Consider the following 18,666-nt stretch of genomic DNA (forward strand, 5'->3'; position numbering starts at 1 on the left):
CGGATATCGCCGAATGACATTCAAAGCTCCTACCGCACCGGTCAAAGCTTTGAATCACATCCAGAAATCGCTGGGAATCACTTTCGGGCATCCCGTAGCCCCTTGTGGGAGAGGGTGCAGCGCGCTCGCCGCCCTATCTCGCGAAACATCAGAACGGATCCGTTCCCAGCCCCGGCACATCCGCCGGCCGCGGCCCCGGCGCGGGCCAGTGAAAGCGGCGGTCCTTCTCGGCGATCGCAATGTCGTTGATCGAAGCCTCGCGCCGCTTCATCAGGCCGTTCTCATCGAACTCCCACTGCTCATTGCCGTAAGAGCGATACCATTGGCCGCCGGCATCGTGCCATTCGTACTGGAAGCGCACCGCGATGCGGTTGCCGTCGAACGCCCAGAGGTCCTTGATCAGGCGGTAGTCGTGCTCCCTCTCCCATTTGCGGGTGAGGAATGCAACGATTGCCTCGCGGCCCTGAAAGACTTCAGAACGATTGCGCCAGCGGCTGTCCTCGGTATAGGCGAGCGCGACGCGCGCCGGATCGCGCGAATTCCAGGCGTCCTCGGCCATGCGCGCCTTTTGCGCAGCGGTCTCTCTCGTGAAGGGCGGAAGCGGCGGGCGCGACATGATGGCCTCATCGGTTGGTTGGGGCCGCAATCTATCGCTGCAATTGGCGGAGTCGATAGGCCACTGCAAATCGGGCGATCACGAAATCTGATCGGCCTTCATCAAGGTGCGGATCGATTTCGGAATCGGCTGCGCGCGGCCGCCGCTGATGAAGGCGACGCGCACCTCCGCTTTCACCAGCACATCCTCAGCCCGGCGCACCTCCTGCGCCAGCATGATGGAAGCGCCCTTCACCGCGATCGGCCAGGTCACGACGTCGAGCACGTCGTCCATCCGCGCCGGCTTCAAAAAGTCCAGATGCATCGAGCGCACCACGAAGGCGAAGCCGGCGCCGTCGGTCTCGGGCTGATCGAATAGCGCCTGCTGCTCGGCGCCCATCAGCCGCAGATGATTGGTCCGCCCGCGCTCCATATAGCGCAGATAATTGGCATGATAGACGATGCCGGAGAACTCTGGCTTGCCAACATCGCAACACAGCGCCTTGATTTCATTGGGACGTTGGAGGGCTATAGCGTAAACAAACGTAGATTTCTATGCTCCTCCCATGGCGAACCGCAGCCCCTTCGGGATACGTTGCGCTTTTCCGCCTGAGATAAACGCCGCGCGCACGCGGGCCGTGACCAAAAGATCGTCCCCGCGCCTGCACTCCTGCAGCAGGGTAATCGACGCCCCCCTTACCTCTTCTGGAACCGTGACAACTTCAAGTAGGTCGTCCAGGATTGCTGGCTTTAGAAAATCGATACTCATCGAACGGACTACGAAAGCAAAGCCTGGCGCATCTTCCTGCGCTTCTTTGAGGAGCTCTTGCTGATCCGTTACGAGCAGACGCAAGTAATTTGTTCTGCCGCGTTCCATGAAGCGCAAGAAATTCGCGTGATAAACAATCTGGCCGGCGTCCGTATCTTCGAAATAGATACGGACCTGCATATGATGGCGGCCATCGCGAATTTCGCCGTCAAGAGATACTGTCACAGGGGGATTTCTCTTATTGCACTTCTCGCACTTCGGAGCCGATTGTCTTGCATAGAGGCACCTTCCTCAGCAAGCGCCATCGCTTTGGGTTTGAACTTTGCTTGGGATGCACCTAGACTCTTGATTGTAGGGACACGCAACACCCAGAGCGACGCGATGCCGGCCGATATGCCACAACGCTTCAATAGCTCTTGTAGCTCGGCGAGCGTGATATCCGGCTTCGCTCTCACCGCGTCTAAGATCAATTGTGCGTGTGCTTAGATGCGCTGCGATTTGCGGTCCCCGCCCTGACGTTTAGGAACGACGTCGCCACTTCCTCGAGGCGACTGCGCCAACGGATCGCGCTGGCCGCGCTGATACCAAAACGCTCAGCAGCCCGTCGACAGGACAAGCCACCGTCAATCGCGGCTACCACCCTCTGGCGAAGATCAACTGAAAACGCGCGCTGGTCATACATGCTGACCTCCTTCGTCAGCATGTCCCTTGAATTTGACTCGTGCCGCTTTGGGAATCCCCACCGATTCATTCCGGTCGGAAAATGCTCTAATTGCCGCCGCTCATGTGCTGGTCAAAGAAAACGGTGAGTATCGGTTGAGTGAATTGAACAAGGACAGTTCGTAGCCAGTACCATGAATGTTTTCTAACTGTGCTTTCGGAGTATCAGGGCGCCTCCTTGGAGCGGGGCGAAAGCCCAACTTCCGAGCCGGTGTTGCTTGTTGTTCCCGCGGTTTATTCGTCGGTTTGTGGGCGCGGTTTGATTGCGATGATGACGATCGGATCCTGCCGATCGAGCCTACAACGGGCGGCCTAAAGTGTGCTCCTATTTCCCCTATCCAACTTCTTTCTTGCCGTGATCAAGCGGAACGAGCATCCGGTGATCGCGCCTCCGTGGAGCTGCACGAGCTAGGTAGAAGCCGCTAACGTGGTTGACAGGTAAATGCACCCCTTACGAAGAACGATCTTAGTACTCGGATGGGATGCCCATCTTCACAAATAGCGCAATGGCCAGCACGGAACGATAGCAGATAGCCGTCTTAGAAATAGCTTTGCGCGGCGACTGGGGGCCACCCGCGCAGCAGGACCATGTGCTTGTCGAGCCGATCGTTGAAGTCCAGGCCGGCGGTGAAAACGCATTCTCTAGGATCGCTCGACGTCAATGCCATCCTGCGTGGCCTTCCGGCCACCAATATCCAGCATCTTGCTGCGAAAACGGTACAGCCACATCGCACCCAGACCATAAAGGGCGGCAATTCCCGCGAAAGCGAACGTGTTGTGAAGCTCCGCGCTGCCGAGCACAGCTCCAACAAAATTGCCGAGTGCTTCTCCGAGACCCATACCGATGGCGTTGATGCCTAGCAAGGCTAGGTGATCCCTTCCCGGGGTATTCTGGACAAGCAACACCGACAACGACGGCAGGGCGACAATCTCCACGACCGTCAACAATGCGACGGCGAGGTAGAGCGTGAACAGGTTCACGAACCCTGATAGCAGCGCGAAACACGCCAGGACCAGGACCGCCGACAAGATCAGCGACCCGACGTCGTCGACATGCGCGCGCTCGAGCGCCTTCATCAGCGGCATCGATGCCCCTACCACCAAGGCGGCATTGAGGCCGGCAATCGTCCAAACGATTTCCGGGCCGGCCAACAAGCGGCCTAGCATGATCGGCGCAAACGAAAAGATCTGTGCCAGGGCGAACCACGTGAAGGCAGTCGCCACGAATACCAAGCGAAGGTCGGACCGCGTTGCACTGTGCAGCAGCGACTTCCACCACTTGCCGCCGCGGTCCAGTACTGGCAGCTCGTTCCCCAAAAAGGCATGGCAGACTAACCCACCCGACACCATCACCAAGCCGGTGACGAGAAAGGGGGCGCTCGGCGCCATTTGCACGTACAGCAGGCTCGAGAGCAACGGTCCGAGCGCGGCAGCGATATTCGTCCCCACGGCGAGCTTCACTAGCATCAAACGGAGAGATTGATCCTCGCGCAGGCGGACCGTAATTACGCGCAGCAGCAAGCTACACGACCCGTAAGCGGTGCCGACCATAAACAGTCCGAGCGCGGTCCCGACAAACGCGGCGCTCTCCGCCACGATGATATAGCCCGCCCCCATCACGAGATAGGTTGTCGTCAGGGAATAACGCGTGGGAATGCGGTCCAGTAGTGGAGCGAATAAGGCGCGCGACGCTCGGCCGGAAGCGGACAGGAGCAGCAACAGAGTAGCGACCTGAGCCGCCGAGAGCGATCGGTCGAGGAGATAGATGCCGAGCACAGAGAGCGGCGCAAAGTAGCCGTAGTTATTGAGAAAATTCTGAGCGAACACGTTCCAGAACATACGCTGCGTGGGCTTCGGTTTGAGCATGATTGCGCGCGGGCTGTTCATCATTGAACGGTGATGGCGACCGCCATGATCATGCGCTCGAGCCGGTCCTTAACTTCGGTGGCGCTCGCCCCGGTGGCAAGCACATGACCAACGCGGTCGAACGAGTGGCGGACGGGCTTCACGGTGTCACCGACTTTGATCAACAGCGCGGCACCGGCATAGCCAGGCATTTCGGGCAGACGATCATATCCGGTGATTTCCGTCACCCTGCCGGCGGGCGGGACGAAGTATCGGATGCCGGCGGCTCCGCAGTGGGCCGCGGGAAGCATCACCACGCCGGCATCAGCGCACAGCATCTGGGCAAACACGCTGCCGTAATAAGCGATCCCGGTCACGTGCTGTGTCAGGTGCGTAATGTAGTCGCCTCCGGGTCGGGAGTGAATTTCCCCCATGACGATCTCGCCGGCATCGCAAGCCCAGAACTCCGCATGAAACATGCCGAAAGTCAGACCGACGGAATGCACGGCGCTCTGCACGACCGTGATCGCGCGCTCACACAAAGCAGGCGGAAGATCGGCCGGCGCCACATGGCCGCACTCGACGAAATTGCCACCGCCGATCACGAATTTTTGCGTCAAGCTCAAGACCCTCGGCAAGCCACGGACACACAAGCCCTCCGCGCTGAACTCCCGGCCCTCGACGAACGATTCGAGCAAGAAGGGCCGCTCGCTTGCCGGCCTGAGCTGCGCAAGCGCAGTGGCAAGAGCCGTCGCGCTATCCACCAGAAAGACGTTCTCGCTGCCATACCCGATCATCGGCTTAAGGATGAGTTTGCGATGCCGGCGCGAGAGCTCGGCGAACGCCTGATCGATTGCCTCGCCGGATCGGCACAGCCTGGCTTCCGGCTGGGCAAATCCGGCCGCCCGCAAGGTGTCTCGGCAGACAAACTTGTTAGTGGTGCACTCATGCGCACGCTCGCTGGGGCCATTGAATCCAAAGCGGCGAACCAGCGCGGCGATCGCCGGCTGCGCTTTTTCTTTGAAGCTGAATGCTCCGGCAAGAAGCTCGCGTCGGGGATATTTGCCAACCCACCTGAGACAGCCGCTCACATCCTCGAAGTCGAGAGGGTGGACCTCATCGGCGAGATCATGCAATTGAATGGCCTGCTCGAGACGCTTGGGCGTGTCCGTCAACACCACCCGCAAGCCTTGCGCCCGCGCCTGATCATAGAGGTGACGGGACTGAATCTCGCTCTCTCCGCCCAAGACCAGCAGTGCCTTCTTCCGCATCGTCATCACATCTGTCCATTGTTATCTCGACACCTCGACGCTCGAGCCAGTCGAGCATGACCGGCGCTATCTGCGGGGTGATAATGGTCTCCGGATAGTGAAATCCGCCAACGGCTTTTCCGGCGCCCGTCAGCCAGTTGACCAGGAACACCACGGGCAAGCAGGTGGCCAGAGCCATCGAGCGCACGTCGACGCGGTCGGTGAAGGTGAGCCGCAAACCCTGCACAGACCGTCGCCCGTGCCGACTTCCGGCGAGATCGATTGCCAGAAGCGTCTTTGTCTGTTCGTTCTCCGCCAAGCCGAAGGTGCGCTGGGTGGCCCGCTCGAAAAGCTGCTTTGGGGTGAGGCCCGTATTTTGGTCCACGGCATCCTCGGCCAATACGCCGAGTTGATCGAGCAATGCGACCAGTTCGACATATCTGGCCCAACGCAATGTGCGTTGGTCGGCATCGACACCCGGCCGCGACAATTTCGGATGCTCCGAGAGCCGCGGCTGCATCCCGTCATGCCAGTGCTCGAGCACCCCGATGCCGGGCCAAGCGAGTTGTTGAACATCGGAAAACCGCGGAACGACGCAAAGGGCGCCATCGCGGATGCAATAGGCGTCGCGCTTGGCGAGGGGGAGGTGCGAAGTGCCGAAGAGTCTTTTGTAGCCGAGAGGATTGGCCGGGCGTGGCACTACGATCCCACCGCAGCAGATACGAAGGGACTGCACCTCCTCAGTGGATTCCAGCAGATAGCCCGCCAGGATCTCCGTCAGCCCCGGCTCCAGCCCGCAGGGCAGAACCGTCGCAAGACTCGGAGCTTGGATCAGCGCTTGCTGCACGCGTGGCACGTCCTCGGCAGCAGGCCGGCTGATACTCACCAGCAAACCACGTGCAGCGTGGCTCGCTAGGCTCTCGATCACACCCAGCGTGACCGGCCAAGTGGCGGCACAGATCACGACGGGGGCGAGTTCTGCCTGCTGCGGCTGGTCGGTGCACAATATCTCACATTTCCATGCCTCGCGCACAGCCGTGAGCGCGCTCATATCGCGGTCGATGAGGCGGACCGTCCAGTGCGGAAAGGCGTCGCGCAGCAGCGCCGCCATTCCCCTGCCCATCGCACCAGCGCCTATGACGTCCGTCTGCATGTTTCACTCGAGGGCGAAGACTGGGGTGATCGTCTCCGATACCCAATCGAGGTGCTTCGTGAGCAGCGCTTGGCTCGGCGCGGTGCTGATCACCGCGATCAGACGTTGAAGACGGAAATCGCTCGGCGGAAGTACAATGTGTGTACCAATCGATGTTTCGACGATCGCCTGCTCGACCCAAGGGTGATCGAGAACCGCCTCGAGGCCGCGGTAGCCGAGCAGCCGCCCTTCCTGTTTGGCCAAGACGTAATGGATCCCGGCCACCCGCTGCGGCGCGGGCGGAGGCAGAGGCGCCGTGCCCACCGCAATGCGAGCAAGGTTTTCGTAGAAGTCATAGTGCAACGCAAGCGGGACCAGATGCGACGCGATGTAATCGCCTCCCGGCCGGGCAGCAACCTCAATGAGCGCGAACTGCGGGCCGTCGTACTTGCCTTCGAGGTGGAAGGATGCATTGTCCAGGCACAGCGCCAGCACGTAATCTTTGGTCTTTGCTTCAATCATGCTGCGCATCTCACCATCGAGGTCGGCAGGGAAAATATGCCGCACCTCCAGGCAATAAGGATCCGAGGTGAGCTTGTGCGTGATCCCGACAACGGTGACTTCACCGCTGCAAACGTACCCTTCCACACTCACCTCCTGCCCGCCGATATAACGTTCCGCCAGGAACGTAAGCGTTTCCCGTCGCAAAGTCGGGTCGTACGACGGATTGGCGATCTTCTTGCTAGTGGAATGAAAGACATTCAGGTCGGCAGGCTCGCGAAGGAGGTAGATTCCGGTGCTGCCCGAGGCGTTCACCGGTTTCACGATGACCGGGAGTCCCGCCACACTGATGAACTCTTCCAGATCGCTATCATTCTGCAAAAGGCGGTGCGTGAGGCCGGAAACCGACTGAGTTCGCTCGCGCAGTATCGATTTGTCCCGCACCGCGGACACGGATGCGTGCGGCAACCCGGGCAGCCGCAATTTCGCGGCAAGGATGGCGCAGGCTTCCACAGCAGTTTCCGTAAAGCAGACCACGCCGGCAATTTGGATACACTTTCTGATCTCCTCGACGGCGCTCTCGAGCGAGACAAGGCTTGCGGGATTACATTGGCGCCACTCGTCGACGTAGCAGGCAAGTTCCGGTGGCAGCGGCTGACCAAGCACAGCGACGTGGTATCCGAGCCGATGTGCCGCTTCGAATGCACGAATGCTTTCTCGTATGAGTCGGCGATAATTGATATAGAGGAGAAACTCCGTCATACAGCCCAGCCTCCGGTGTCGAAGGATCGCCCCGCCGGAACCCATTGCAAAGCGTGGTTCAGATATGGCGGTTCTCGAATGCCAAGGCGCCCCAGGAGGGCGGTGCAGAGCCCGGGCATCACCGGCCAGGCAAGCGTCGCCCACAGCCGCAGGCCGGCAACGCTGAGGGCGCAGGCGGCGCGCTCGATGCCCGGGTGATAGCGCGCGCCAAGCGCTTCTGTTGCGAATCCATCAAGGTCGTGAAGCAAGCGGTCGATTAGCTCCGCGATCCGCCGCGGGTCGAATCCTTCGACCGAGAATAGCCGCCGGCCCTCTTGCTGACGCTCGCAAAGCTGTTGATAGAATGCGCGATGCAGGCGTTCCCAAGTGCCGGCCTCCGGCACCGTCCCGCGGTGACGCGTTTCGACCGACTGGCTGATGTGATGAATGACGGATGCCAGCAGGCCGCGGCGCCGTTCGATCCAGTCAAAGGCCTCACGAAAGCTAAAGCTCGTCGGGGCAACCGATGGACGGGTATGGCAGACATATAGGCGCAGCCAGTCGGCCGGAATTCCCTGGCGGGTGAGATCGTCGGCGTATATGACATGGGCCCGCGAGGTGGAGAGCTTACGGCCGTCAAGCTGGTAGAATTCGTTGCCAAAAAAACCCACGATGCGAAATCTGCTCGCGTCGTAAAGGTGGAGCAGGATTGGGAAGGTGATGCAGCGCAGATACGCGTTGTCGGAGCCAAAAAAGAGCACGAGCTCGACCTCATCCGAGCCGAGCTCCGCACGGGAGGCAAGCATATCCTGTGCCGTCAAGAAGCGGGGGGCGAGCTCGACGGCCGAATAGAGGTTCTGGTCCTCTTGCCCGTGCAACGGGAGAGCAAGTCCGTCCGATGAACAGATTCCGAGCGGAATGTCCGGCAGCTTGCGCTGCAACACCCGGGCGACGAAATCCGGCATTTTGCCGACGTAGGCCCCCGACATCAGGTATCGCTCGAGCACGGCGCGATGCGGCTCCAGCGGCACGAACATGCGCTTCAGCGGCCGCCACGCTGCCGGCCGGTTGCAATGATTGCAGACCGGATCCATCAGCTCTTCATCCGGCACGAACAGCGCGCAGTTCTCGCATTCCGAGCTGATCCCTTCGCCACAGTGCGGGCAGGAGCCGCGCACGTGGGCTTCGAACAAGTATCCGTGTCCGTGCTCACAATACGGAACGCGGGCAGTTTTCTCGATGAGATGGTCGCCGGCGTCCAGCGTGGCTAAGAACTCGCGAGCGACCCGTTCGAAACGCGGCAATTCGTCGAGCGTCGCGAACACATCGAAGTCTACCCCCAGCAGACGGTAGTTAGCGAGAAAATCATCCGAGTAGGCGCGCGAGGTTTCGTGGTAGCTCCGCCCTTCGCGCGCAGCGGTGATCGCCACATGCGTCTGAAAGCCCAATGTCCCACAAAGCTGGTAACAGTCGAGCCCAAGTGTCCTTTGCGCTCGCGTAAACATGTCGGCAGCGACGACCGGCCCCGCCAGATGCCCAACATGCATCCGCCCGTTCGGCGTTGTAAAGCTCGGCAGAACGAGGCGGGTGCGCGGCGCCTTGGTGGGGGCTTTGACGCTTTCGTCAACGGTCTGCCGGTCTTCCCACCAAGCATTTCCCACGACCAGGAGTTCCGCCCCATCGTTCTTGATAAGATGGGCAGTGAACGGAGACATCAGCAGCATGTCTCCGGGGCGGAGCTGTGTGGTAGAGAGCGACCCGTCGCCATAGGTGACGGAGCCGGTGCCGGAGAACACGAACAACATCTCGTTGTCGGCGTGGCAATCCAAGCGCGTGGACTCGCCACTCTCGAGGGCAAATTTAGAGGCCCTAAAATGGCGTGCCACGATGTTATCGCGCAGCTTTCTCATCATTCCTCCTCCAGCTCAGCCAGACGCGACAACATCGATGGATCCATGTCCACCGGATAGAACTCCTTTCCCATGATGCTGTTGACGATCGTTGCGTTGCGATAGGCGACGAGAGACAGATTCGCGTTCTGCAAACCATGCTGGATGCTGGTTCTGTTCTGGAAGTAGATCTTGCCTGGCAGGGCTATCCGGCTCTCCAGTGAATAGTCCGATCTGATCCTGGGCAAACTATCCTCAATACAGGCGAGCTGCATGATGCAGTCGAAGAATGGCGGCGTGTGGCGGACAAAACCGGTGGCCAAGATCACACGGTCGACCGGCGCCCTGCGTGTTGCTGCGGTCTCGGTGCACTTGAGCGTAACTTCGAAGCCCGCTCCATTCTGCCGCAAACCTTCGAGGCAAGCACTGACGATCAACCGGACGCCGTCGTTCTCACTGTCGACGAAGCGACGTTCATAGATTTTGTCGAAGAGTTGATTTGCGAGATCCAGCGATACGCCGTCGCTGCTCAGCCTCTTGACCTGCACCCATTCGCGCCGACGTGAGAGCGGCTGAGCTTGAAAGTGGCGGAAATAGGCAGGCGTATAATACTCGTTGGTGAATGCGCAGTCGTCCCTCGGTTCAAGGTTGTCGCGCGGCGTAACCCAAAGTATCTGCTTCAGGGGTGGGCCCGCGAGCAGCTGTTCCATCACCTCGCTGCCGCTTTGTCCCCCGCCGACGAGCAAGACTCGTTCTCCTGCGGCCGGTGGCGCCCTATTGAGATAGTCTGCCACGTGATAGACGCGTTCGCCCAACAAGGGACGCACGCAATCCGGCACGTCGGGGCAGATTCCGAGCCCAAGTACGACATGTCGGGCCTGATATTCCGCCTCAGTGGTCGTGACGCGGAAATGTGATATTTCGGGCCGCACATCCAGTGCCTTTTGCCCAAATCTAAGATACGGAAGCTGATCTGCGACCCAGGCGAAATACTGAAAAAACTCCTTGCGAGAGACTGCACCGGACCGTCGATTGACGAACGCGTGGAGCCGCCCACTTCGGTGCAAAAAGTTGAGAAATGAAAACGAACTGGTTGGATCTACGAGCGACACACAGTCTTTGACATGTGACACTTGTAACTTAGCGTTCGAAAATGCCATCCCGGCGTGCCAGGCAAAACTCGGCTTATCGTCAATGAATAAGCACCGTAGTCCGGTCGGCTTCATGAGAGCGGCAAGGCTGAGATTAAACGGACCAATTCCGATACCAATTACGTCATACATGCGATGAAGCTCCCATGTGCCGGCCCTCTTCACGACCAACTAGAAATGGTGCGGGCGGTGCGTTGAATGCATGAGTCGAGCTAGCAGACAAACGTAATCGGCTCGTGCCGCGTTGAGAGAGTAGAAGAGGCGGCCCCGGCGCAGAGTAGATGCGCTGGGTACACGCGCTGGGTCCGCCCCTACATCATCGGTTGCTTCGTGATGCTCCTTGCATGAAGCAAGCGGCGTGCCGAACTGAAATCGCGGCGCTTCTGCAAGCGCTTGATACAACTATCGGCGAGACGCTTGAATCGAGCGTCGCGTCACGTGCACGAATTGTCTCAAGGCTGACGATCGGGGCTGCGTCATATCCGACAAGGTCGTTGTGAGTTCGGTGGCCTGCACAGCCCGGCAATCGTTCTCTCCGGGAATCGCGCGGCGCGGGCGCGCGGTACCGCCGGTTGATCTGCCTCACCTACTCAGTGAGGCTTCTGCATTCCCTTTTTGGGCCTCGCAGCTCCCGTTCCCTGAGCGCGCCCTCGCCAGCTGCCGCTTCTTCGCGCGCGATAAACTCTGCAAGAAGCCATGCTGTTACCGCGAATTGACAAGGGTGCTTTCCAGCCCTTCCCACAGCTTCATGGAAAGCTCGTAGAACGGATTGTTGCCGGGCAGCAGGTAGTTCGAGCCAATGATCGTCGTTCCAAGAGCAAGTGCACGACCGGCCGGATCTGGGCTTATGTGCGGGATGACCGGCCCTACGGTGGCCCAGCGCCGCAGGTCTATTGCGCCTCGAGCAAGCAATCTGAGGTGCTTCGATGAGCAAACGTCCCCCAAGCGATCGCCATCGAACCGGCAGTGAGGTTACGACCGTTCAACGTGCATTAAATTTGTTGAGGGTTCTCGGCGCGAGTGAAAAGCCGATCGGTGTAAAACGAGATGGGTCGCGGGATTGCGGGAAATTCTTCGACGTTCATCTGAGATGGCCCGCATCGCGATCCCCGCGATCGTTGCCGCATCACCAAATTCCTTGCACAGAGCGTTTGCGTACCCGATTTTGTACGTCACCTCAGCATAGAAATTTCCGCTCCGACGGATCTTCGACAGGAAATTTCTGCAACTGGTATTGATGCGCCTTGAGCATCTCCTTGGTCAGATGTATCGGGAAGGCCTCATAGCTAAGGGCGCGTAACGCGGCGGTCAGACTGTCGCGGATTGCGTCGATGTTCACCCCGTGGGGCCCACGATGCCGAATACCAGCTCGGGCAAAAGTGTCGGTTTGGTCGTGGACGTCATTGGGAACCTTATCAAAATTCAGTGCAATCTGATTCGTGGCCAAATCAGGAGGGGAAAGTGGCAAAGGTCCCAATTCGGAAGGAAGATCTGGAAAGGTGAGGCAGGTCGCCGAGCGCACAGCCAGGCGCACGAATGAGCGCGTCGTCGTCGCCCATGATCGTGTCGCTTTGCAAGATGATGAGCAGGTGACCTCTGAACGCCAACATCAAGACGCGAGAATGGCTAATTTCCATTAAGAGTTTCTATTTTGCAGTGCTTGGACAGGGGCCGCTTTGCGGGCCCTTTTTGTTTGAGTTACAGCACCTTCTAGGGCCGCATCAGCCTACCAGCCGCCGCAGCGTAATGGCCTCTTGCATCGCCGCTTGAACTAGGCGCTCGATTGAGCACGCCTACTGTTAACGATCCGCAGAAGGTGACTGGCGATGATGAGCATCTCAGCCGCCTCTTTAGGGTCTGAAAGATCAACGTTCCTATGGCTTCTTGGGTTCTTAAACACACTCACTGCACCCGTCATGAATTGCTGCATCCCTTGACGCTCGCCGGCGGGATCAGCTGAGAGCATCAAGGGCCCGTTCTCCGCATTGAACGCCTTGGCCACCATCGGCATGCCATGTGCCTCCGCCGGCAAGTCTGCGGCTTCTCGTATTTTAGTCTCCACTAGCTTGAACGCCTCGAACACGGCAGCGTCGTAACGGCCTATCTTGAATATCTCCGCTGATGCGTCTCGCACATCGGGATGTAACAGAAACTCCGGAAGAAGCCGCTCGATTTGAAGTCTCTCCAGATCAGTCGTCGGCTCGAACTCAACGCCCGTTCTGCTCAAAACGTACCATACGGCGTGAGGCTGGCTCAGGTCAGGCACCGCGAGGAGCATCTGCTGGGCCCACATCATTCCTTCCGAAACCCTCTGCATCAGCCACGGCGGCGAACCTTGATAGCCGAAGAAGTGGTTGATTTCGGATTGAAAGTTGTGCGGTGAGAACCGCCCACCATTTACCTGCATATGAAGTACTATTGCGACACCGACCTGCTCAGGCGTCGCTCTCTCCAACTGCTCAATCGAATTGAAGGACTGGTTGAAAGGCTTCGGCACTTCCAGCGCTCTTATTCAATAACAGCCCACTTCCGATCAAACCGCTCTAACGCACTAACCATCAAACCGCCCAAACGAAAACTCCCCGTTAGTCAAGGAATGGCGACCGCTCGCGGCGTGGACGCGGAAGCATCTTCAACCGGGGCGACTATCGGAGCTTCTTCATCTGCAGCTTTCGGTGCAGCCTTTTTCCGCGTCGCAGCCCGCTGCAAACGCTTGATGTTCTGGAGAGCCGATTTCGCTTCATCACTATCAATCAAGTCGCGTTTGATGACCTCCTCGCGCAACAACGTCTTCAGGTAGTCGACCTCCACCTTCACGCCGGAGCTCATCCGACGAATCTCGCGGCGCAAAATCTCCAGGATGAAGTCAGTCTGCAGAACGGCTGCGACTGTGAACTTGTTCGTGACCTGCTTGTGCAGCAGGAACTCGGCCATTGTGCTCTTTGAGAAGCCCTCGCGGCTCAGATTTCCGAAGCATTCAAGAGCTTCAGGGCTCTTGGCGCTTTCCTCGATAGCGTCAAACTCACAAACGAGGATTTTCTCAATCGGCTGGCCGAAATGCACCTTGTAGATTCGCCAGTGGGCGCCGTTCGTGAGCACTACCCACTCAATACCCTCGTTGGCAGCGTAATCGATGGCTTGCTTGACATGGGCATCCTTGAGATCGATCCCAATGGCCTTGACCTCGATAATGAACCGGATGTCGTCGTCAACTTTCACAGCAAGATCAACATAGGTGCCGCGGATCGCATATTGGCTGGTGACATGTAGATACTTGTCATAGCCGCAGATGTCGGAAAGCATATCGTTGACGACAGTGACCGTGTCGGCTTCACTAACATCGCGCTTCAGCAGCCCCGCTAATACGCTTTGGTATCTCTTGAGTTGAGTGATGATCCGCGTCGCGACTTTGGTTGAGAGTTTCGCCATGATTCGCCCCAGAAATATGGGCGTGAGCATCATGCAACCTTTCGGCGAGCACAAGCCCCCATTTAGTCAAAGTTTGGCTGTCTCTCGGGATCTCGTCCTGGGCTTGCTGCTTTGTCTGTCCAAGTGAGCCGGATGTGTACCTTAGCTGCCGATTGAGACGACCTTTCCACAATACGATCTGCAGTAGCTCGCGCGCGTTCCGAGCCACTAGGAATCCATAATTTACGAGGTACTTACGAACCCGCTTGGATGGCGGCATGCCTCGCCCGAAACGCCACACGCCAATACACGCAGACGGCCGCCCGATGAAGATTACCTTCGGCCAGATGCGGAGCATGGGAGTGCGCGGTGTGCTGGTCTATTGCCACTGCGGCCATCACGTTGCACTGGACGCGGATCGTTGGGCTGATGAGGTGCGGCTATCTGATATCGAACCGCGGTTCGTCTGTCAGTGGTGCGGAAGCCGCGGCGCCGATGTCCGGCCCGACTTTGAGCGAGGCAATCCCCGACTTGCGATCTTGGGGCATCGCGCCGATTCCTGAGGAACAAAGGCCGCCATAGGGAGCTTGTGAGTCCCGCTAGCTCCCTGCCGAGCTGGCGGAGCGGCCCGGCCTACCCCTACAGGCCCCCCTGAAGCCGGGGCCGTCTCCCCACTAGTAAGCCTATGCGTCAGTCGCCCTTGATCGTGCGCCGCGTGTCAGGCGAAACAGGCCGCCAACTGAGGCGGCCTTACTTATTTTCGCCGACTACACGAAGGCGCGGACTCGCTAGCTTTCCGGGAGAAACGCAAACCGGCGAGATCTCGCGGTCCTGGCGCTGAGCGCGCTTGCAATTAGGGCAGACGAAGAGGTGAGCGATCATCGTCGGTGGATTGTCTCGCACCAACTCGGATCGAAACCACCTCATGCCGATCTGGCAATTAGGGCAGATCGGCACTTCAAACTGCCCCCGCGCGTGCTTTAGCCGGTCCATGCATACCCCCTCTGTTTGGGAAAGACTAGCAAGGCACGTTGGCCAGCAAAGTATCAAACGATACAGAACTCAAATTAGGCCCTTGCGAAATCAAAAGGGGCCAGTAATGTCGGAAACAGGCCCAGTGCCAGAATCGAGAACAAAGCGGCCCCCGAACCGGCGGGCCACTGAGGCGGCTTAATGCGGAGCCTTGTATTCTCGGTTAAGCAGCTCCAGTCGTCGTTCGAGCTCTTCTTTCTTCGCCACTAGCCGCTGGGCGAGAACATCATTGGACCGTGTGCAGTTGCCACAGTTCTTCGAGAGACATGCTTTCAAACGGCTTCCGCTCCATGAATCACCCGACCACGCGTTGCCATAGCTTGGGCTTAGAAGCGGGAGCCTGGCAATTCTGTGTAGGTTGAGAGGGAAGGTTATCTACAGGTGCGGCGCCGGGCCACCTTCTTGAAAGCCGATTTGCTCGCCCTCAACCGAAAACGCCGCAACTCAGCGTGCGCCAGTCGATTCCGCAGGTTGGCCAATTCGGCCATCTGACCTTCGAGAAATGCAAATCGCTTCTGCAGTGAAATGGCGCGATAGAAAACAACTTGATCAAAGGTACTCATCATCCCTCAACCCATTAAATAATTTAAAATACGCGAGATATCGTGCCAGAATAATCACTGCGTTTAATGTTGACTAGTGTGCACAAACTAAAAAATGCCCGCCAGCGTGAACCGGCGGCGCCCGTCACAAGCTTGTGGCACGGCCCTTGCCTAGTCGAAACCAACTGGGATTTTAGTGCCCCGTTTTGAGACAACGCGCTGCCGGGGGACCGGCAATTTTGAGCCGGCAGCGCTTTCCCTCTTAGGCCATCACTGTGTTGGTCCAGTCCCGCATGCCTACCTGCTCCAGCAAACCTTCCCAGTCGGCAATCCCATTCTCCCCGGGCCTCCTCCTCGCGGTCAGCGTCAGGCCCTCGGCCGTTCCTGTTTGGGTAACGCCGCCCTGTTCTCGTTGTCCAAGGCAGCGCTTAGGAACGTTTCAGGTGGGCGGGCGCTTTGGGAGCAATGACGAACTCCGTCATCCTCATTCCCGGCATGCTCAAGCCGCTACGGCTGGCGCGCGTGTACGGCTTTCTGGTCGAGCGCGAAGCCGGCGTATATCCCCCGGGCGGCAGCCAACCGGCATGTTCGCTGGGATTGGCGCAGAAGATGGTTGAAGGTGGCTGGCTGATGAAGCACGGGCAGCGTTACGAGCCCACGGAACAGGGTCTGAAGGCCGCAGAATGATGTAATAGGCCGCACAGGCCGCTGAGGCGTTTTGGACACGCAGGCGCTTTTTGTTCACATTTGTTGTGGCCGGAACCGGAAGTGCCGGGAAACTTCGGCAAACCGGGGCTAGCGTTCATATTGCACCTACCTCTTTCACCCGGTCGTTTTGACACGGCGCAGGCCGCAGCGAGCTCAATCGCTGCGGCCCTTTCGTCGAGCCCGCCAGCGTGAGCCGTCGGGCCTTTTGCTCCCGAAGAGACCGTGTCAGTCGAGATTGAGCTTCTTTCGAGCTGGCTGTCCCAATAGTTAGATATTGCCAGCCGCCAACCAACAAATTGTATAGCCGACTAAGCTGCCCGCGATTCCGTTCACGCGTCCTCACGCGCTACTTGAGGTCGGCGTGCTCTTAGCCTTGGCTCGCACGATCGTTTTGGCGCAACTACAAACTTTGGTTGCGCCGGGCCTCTTTTCGCTACATCCGATTTCGCTATTGTTGAACGCGCAACGCCGAACGGACAAGGATTCGACTCCAATCTTTCGGTGGCAGCAAGTGGGCCCATCGAGCCATAAGGTGGGGGCGGGCTCGAGACCCTCTGATGAGAGTAGGAGAGGAAGCAGAAAATGTCCCACGGATTCAACGAACTCGGTGCTTGGGACCGCGATCACCTCTTGCACCCGGGGACGCACGTCGGCGCGCATGCGCGAGGTGAAATTCAAACGCGCGTGATCAGCGGGGGCAAAGGAGTCTACATCACGGATAAGTCTGGGCGAACCAGCCTTGACGCCTTTGCGGGTCTTTTTTGTGTGAATGTCGGATATGGCCGCCAGAAGATCGCCGAGGCGATTGCAAAGCAGGCGAACGAACTCCCCTATTACCACGCATACGATGGCCACGGCACAGAAGCCCCGATCAAGCTATCCAGGATGATCATCGACCGGGCGCCCAAAGGCATGAGTCGCGTCTTTTTCGGTCTATCAGGCTCGGACGCGAACGAGACAAACATCAAACTAATTTGGTACTTTAATAATGTGCTTGGCCGACCGGAGAAGAAGAAGATTATCTCTCGCTGGCGAGCCTATCACGGCTCAACCGTCATGACAGGCTCGCTGACAGGCCTTGAACTGTACCACAACGCCTTTGATCTACCGCGTACGCCGATCCTCCACACTGAAGCTCCTTACTATTTCCGCCGCGCTGATGCGACCATGAGCGAGGAGCAGTTCGTCCAAGCCTGCGTCGACAAGCTTGAGGCAATGATTGTAGCCGAGGGTCCCGATACAGTCGCGGCGTTCATCGGAGAGCCGATCCAAGGTGCTGGCGGCATTATTCCGCCGCCCACCGGATACTGGGCGAAGATAGAGTCCGTTCTGAAGAAATACGACATTCTACTCATCGCGGATGAAGTCGTCTCCGGATTCGGCCGCCTGGGCAGGATGTTTGGTTCCGACCACTACGACATCAGACCGGACCTGATCACAATCTCAAAAGGTCTGACCTCCGCGTACGCTCCTTTGTCCGGCGTCATTATTTCGGACAAGGTTTGGCAGGTTCTCGTGAAAGGCTCCGATCAACTCGGTAGTATCGGTCATGGTTGGACTTGTTCTGCCCATCCTATCTGCGCGGCGGCGGCTATTGCAAATCTTGAGCTAATCGATGAGATGGACCTGATCAACAATGCTCGCGATATTGGAGCCTATCTCCAGTCCGCACTGACTGAGGCGCTGGGCGATCATGGAAACGTCGGCGAGGTGCGCGGCGACGGGCTGATGGCGGCGGTGGAATTTGTCGAGGATAGGGATAATCGCACCCTCTTCGATACATCAAAAAAAGTGGGTGAGCAGGTCGCCGCCGCGCTGCTTGAGCGTGGCGTCATCGGCCGCGCCTTGCCGCAGGGCGACATTCTCGGGTTCGCGCCGCCGCTGTGCTTAACAAAGCACGAAGCTGATATCATCGTCGAGAGTACAGTGGACGCAGTCAATGCTGTTTTTGCCACTTTTTAAAAAGTCCGCCTTACACTGGCGACCTCGCGCAACTGCCGATATCGCTTCAAAATGCGGCGGAATTATCGTTTCCAGCGATCCTGCGAGTTTCCGTCGGTTGGCCCTTTGGAATACCGCCAGCGTCGCACGGCTTCCCAAGTAGTATGCAACGTATTGGTCCCAGTCGAGCTTGCCGTCTCGACTCCTAACAAGTCGTGCATGGTGATGGAACCAAAACTCTTTATGTCGCGATACTGACGAGTGAGTTCTAGTGAATAGGCGTTAGGTTGTGCGACTTAAAATCGGGCGACGATTGTTTTCTAGAAAGTGGAACACAGCCGGTCGTGGAAAGAGGTCATCCCCGATGAACGGTAAGAGCGTATGTCCGTCTCTGCCGATGAGATAGCTCGCCTTACACTGCGCGTCCGAGGGTTGCTCGGGCG

At 58.4% G+C, this 18,666-nt stretch carries 15 protein-coding genes and 1 pseudogene; 3 read left to right on the top strand and 13 right to left on the bottom strand.

Annotated features, from left to right (window positions below; all coding sequences use genetic code 11):
* Positions 1-148 precede the first annotated feature (148 nt).
* The 13 genes and pseudogenes from IVB12_RS35480 to IVB12_RS35540 form a co-directional block, all read right to left on the bottom strand.
* Positions 149-616, bottom strand: a complete 468-nt coding sequence (locus IVB12_RS35480; RefSeq protein ID WP_247307089.1) for a nuclear transport factor 2 family protein — start codon at positions 614-616, stop codon at positions 149-151.
* 78 nt (positions 617-694) lie between these two features.
* Positions 695-1,126 (bottom strand): YbgC/FadM family acyl-CoA thioesterase, encoded by a 432-nt coding sequence (locus IVB12_RS35485; RefSeq protein ID WP_247307576.1) that lies wholly within the window; start codon positions 1,124-1,126, stop codon positions 695-697.
* A gap of 21 nt (positions 1,127-1,147) precedes the next feature.
* Positions 1,148-1,588, bottom strand: coding sequence for a YbgC/FadM family acyl-CoA thioesterase (locus tag IVB12_RS35490; protein ID WP_247307093.1), 441 nt, complete (start codon positions 1,586-1,588; stop codon positions 1,148-1,150).
* A gap of 331 nt (positions 1,589-1,919) precedes the next feature.
* A pseudogene (locus IVB12_RS35495) lies at positions 1,920-2,045 on the bottom strand (IS630 transposase-related protein); the annotation flags it as partial.
* 680 nt (positions 2,046-2,725) lie between these two features.
* Positions 2,726-3,949 (bottom strand): MFS transporter, encoded by a 1,224-nt coding sequence (locus IVB12_RS35500; RefSeq protein ID WP_247307096.1) that lies wholly within the window; start codon positions 3,947-3,949, stop codon positions 2,726-2,728.
* A gap of 20 nt (positions 3,950-3,969) precedes the next feature.
* A complete protein-coding gene (locus IVB12_RS35505; RefSeq protein WP_247307099.1) occupies positions 3,970-5,205 on the bottom strand; it encodes an ATP-grasp domain-containing protein in 1,236 nt (411 codons plus the stop codon).
* Positions 5,135-6,331 (bottom strand): saccharopine dehydrogenase C-terminal domain-containing protein, encoded by a 1,197-nt coding sequence (locus IVB12_RS35510; protein ID WP_247307102.1) that lies wholly within the window; start codon positions 6,329-6,331, stop codon positions 5,135-5,137. Before IVB12_RS35510 ends, IVB12_RS35505 begins: the two co-directional genes overlap by 71 nt.
* A 3-nt stretch (positions 6,332-6,334) precedes the next feature.
* Entirely contained in the window at positions 6,335-7,573 is a 1,239-nt protein-coding gene (locus IVB12_RS35515) for an ATP-grasp domain-containing protein (RefSeq protein ID WP_247307106.1), read from the bottom strand.
* Positions 7,570-9,465 carry a class I tRNA ligase family protein gene (locus IVB12_RS35520; RefSeq protein ID WP_247307110.1) on the bottom strand — a complete coding sequence of 632 codons (1,896 nt, stop codon included), beginning with the start codon at positions 9,463-9,465 and terminating at the stop codon, positions 7,570-7,572. Before IVB12_RS35520 ends, IVB12_RS35515 begins: the two co-directional genes overlap by 4 nt.
* Positions 9,462-10,724: a SidA/IucD/PvdA family monooxygenase gene (locus IVB12_RS35525; RefSeq protein ID WP_247307113.1), complete on the bottom strand. Its 1,263-nt coding sequence runs from the start codon at positions 10,722-10,724 to the stop codon at positions 9,462-9,464. Before IVB12_RS35525 ends, IVB12_RS35520 begins: the two co-directional genes overlap by 4 nt.
* 1,045 nt (positions 10,725-11,769) lie before the next feature.
* Positions 11,770-12,126 (bottom strand): hypothetical protein, encoded by a 357-nt coding sequence (locus IVB12_RS35530; protein ID WP_247307116.1) that lies wholly within the window; start codon positions 12,124-12,126, stop codon positions 11,770-11,772.
* A gap of 237 nt (positions 12,127-12,363) precedes the next feature.
* Positions 12,364-13,089 carry a TIGR02391 family protein gene (locus IVB12_RS35535; RefSeq protein ID WP_247307119.1) on the bottom strand — a complete coding sequence of 242 codons (726 nt, stop codon included), beginning with the start codon at positions 13,087-13,089 and terminating at the stop codon, positions 12,364-12,366.
* A 92-nt stretch (positions 13,090-13,181) separates the two neighbouring features.
* Positions 13,182-14,054 carry a type I restriction enzyme HsdR N-terminal domain-containing protein gene (locus IVB12_RS35540; protein WP_247307121.1) on the bottom strand — a complete coding sequence of 291 codons (873 nt, stop codon included), beginning with the start codon at positions 14,052-14,054 and terminating at the stop codon, positions 13,182-13,184.
* Between the two features lie 224 nt (positions 14,055-14,278).
* Here IVB12_RS35540 and IVB12_RS35545 point away from each other — a divergent pair, with 224 nt between their 5' ends.
* From IVB12_RS35545 to IVB12_RS35555, 3 genes are all read left to right on the top strand, one after another.
* Positions 14,279-14,563 carry a hypothetical protein gene (locus IVB12_RS35545; RefSeq protein WP_247307123.1) on the top strand — a complete coding sequence of 95 codons (285 nt, stop codon included), beginning with the start codon at positions 14,279-14,281 and terminating at the stop codon, positions 14,561-14,563.
* A 1,476-nt stretch (positions 14,564-16,039) separates the two neighbouring features.
* Complete coding sequence (locus IVB12_RS35550) at positions 16,040-16,261, top strand: hypothetical protein (protein ID WP_247307126.1); 222 nt, start codon at positions 16,040-16,042, stop codon at positions 16,259-16,261.
* Positions 16,262-16,864: 603 nt separating this feature from the next.
* Entirely contained in the window at positions 16,865-18,244 is a 1,380-nt protein-coding gene (locus IVB12_RS35555) for an aspartate aminotransferase family protein (protein ID WP_247307128.1), read from the top strand.
* Positions 18,245-18,666 lie beyond the last annotated feature (422 nt).

This window comes from Bradyrhizobium sp. 179, assembly GCF_023073535.1.
Classification (GTDB): Bacteria; Pseudomonadota; Alphaproteobacteria; order Rhizobiales; family Xanthobacteraceae; genus Bradyrhizobium.

Excerpts from the sequence above, each read along its gene's own strand:
- IVB12_RS35480 (WP_247307089.1), bottom strand. The coding sequence starts at position 616 with ATGTCGCGCCCGCCGCTTCCGCCCTTCACGAGAGAGACCGCTGCGCAA.
- IVB12_RS35500 (WP_247307096.1), bottom strand. The coding sequence starts at position 3,949 with ATGCTCAAACCGAAGCCCACGCAGCGTATGTTCTGGAACGTGTTCGCT.
- IVB12_RS35505 (WP_247307099.1), bottom strand. The coding sequence starts at position 5,205 with ATGACGATGCGGAAGAAGGCACTGCTGGTCTTGGGCGGAGAGAGCGAG.
- IVB12_RS35510 (WP_247307102.1), bottom strand. The coding sequence starts at position 6,331 with ATGCAGACGGACGTCATAGGCGCTGGTGCGATGGGCAGGGGAATGGCG.
- IVB12_RS35515 (WP_247307106.1), bottom strand. The coding sequence starts at position 7,573 with ATGACGGAGTTTCTCCTCTATATCAATTATCGCCGACTCATACGAGAA.
- IVB12_RS35520 (WP_247307110.1), bottom strand. The coding sequence starts at position 9,465 with ATGATGAGAAAGCTGCGCGATAACATCGTGGCACGCCATTTTAGGGCC.
- IVB12_RS35525 (WP_247307113.1), bottom strand. The coding sequence starts at position 10,724 with ATGTATGACGTAATTGGTATCGGAATTGGTCCGTTTAATCTCAGCCTT.
- IVB12_RS35540 (WP_247307121.1), bottom strand. The coding sequence starts at position 14,054 with ATGATGCTCACGCCCATATTTCTGGGGCGAATCATGGCGAAACTCTCA.
- IVB12_RS35545 (WP_247307123.1), top strand. The coding sequence starts at position 14,279 with ATGCCTCGCCCGAAACGCCACACGCCAATACACGCAGACGGCCGCCCG.
- IVB12_RS35550 (WP_247307126.1), top strand. The coding sequence starts at position 16,040 with ATGACGAACTCCGTCATCCTCATTCCCGGCATGCTCAAGCCGCTACGG.
- IVB12_RS35555 (WP_247307128.1), top strand. The coding sequence starts at position 16,865 with ATGTCCCACGGATTCAACGAACTCGGTGCTTGGGACCGCGATCACCTC.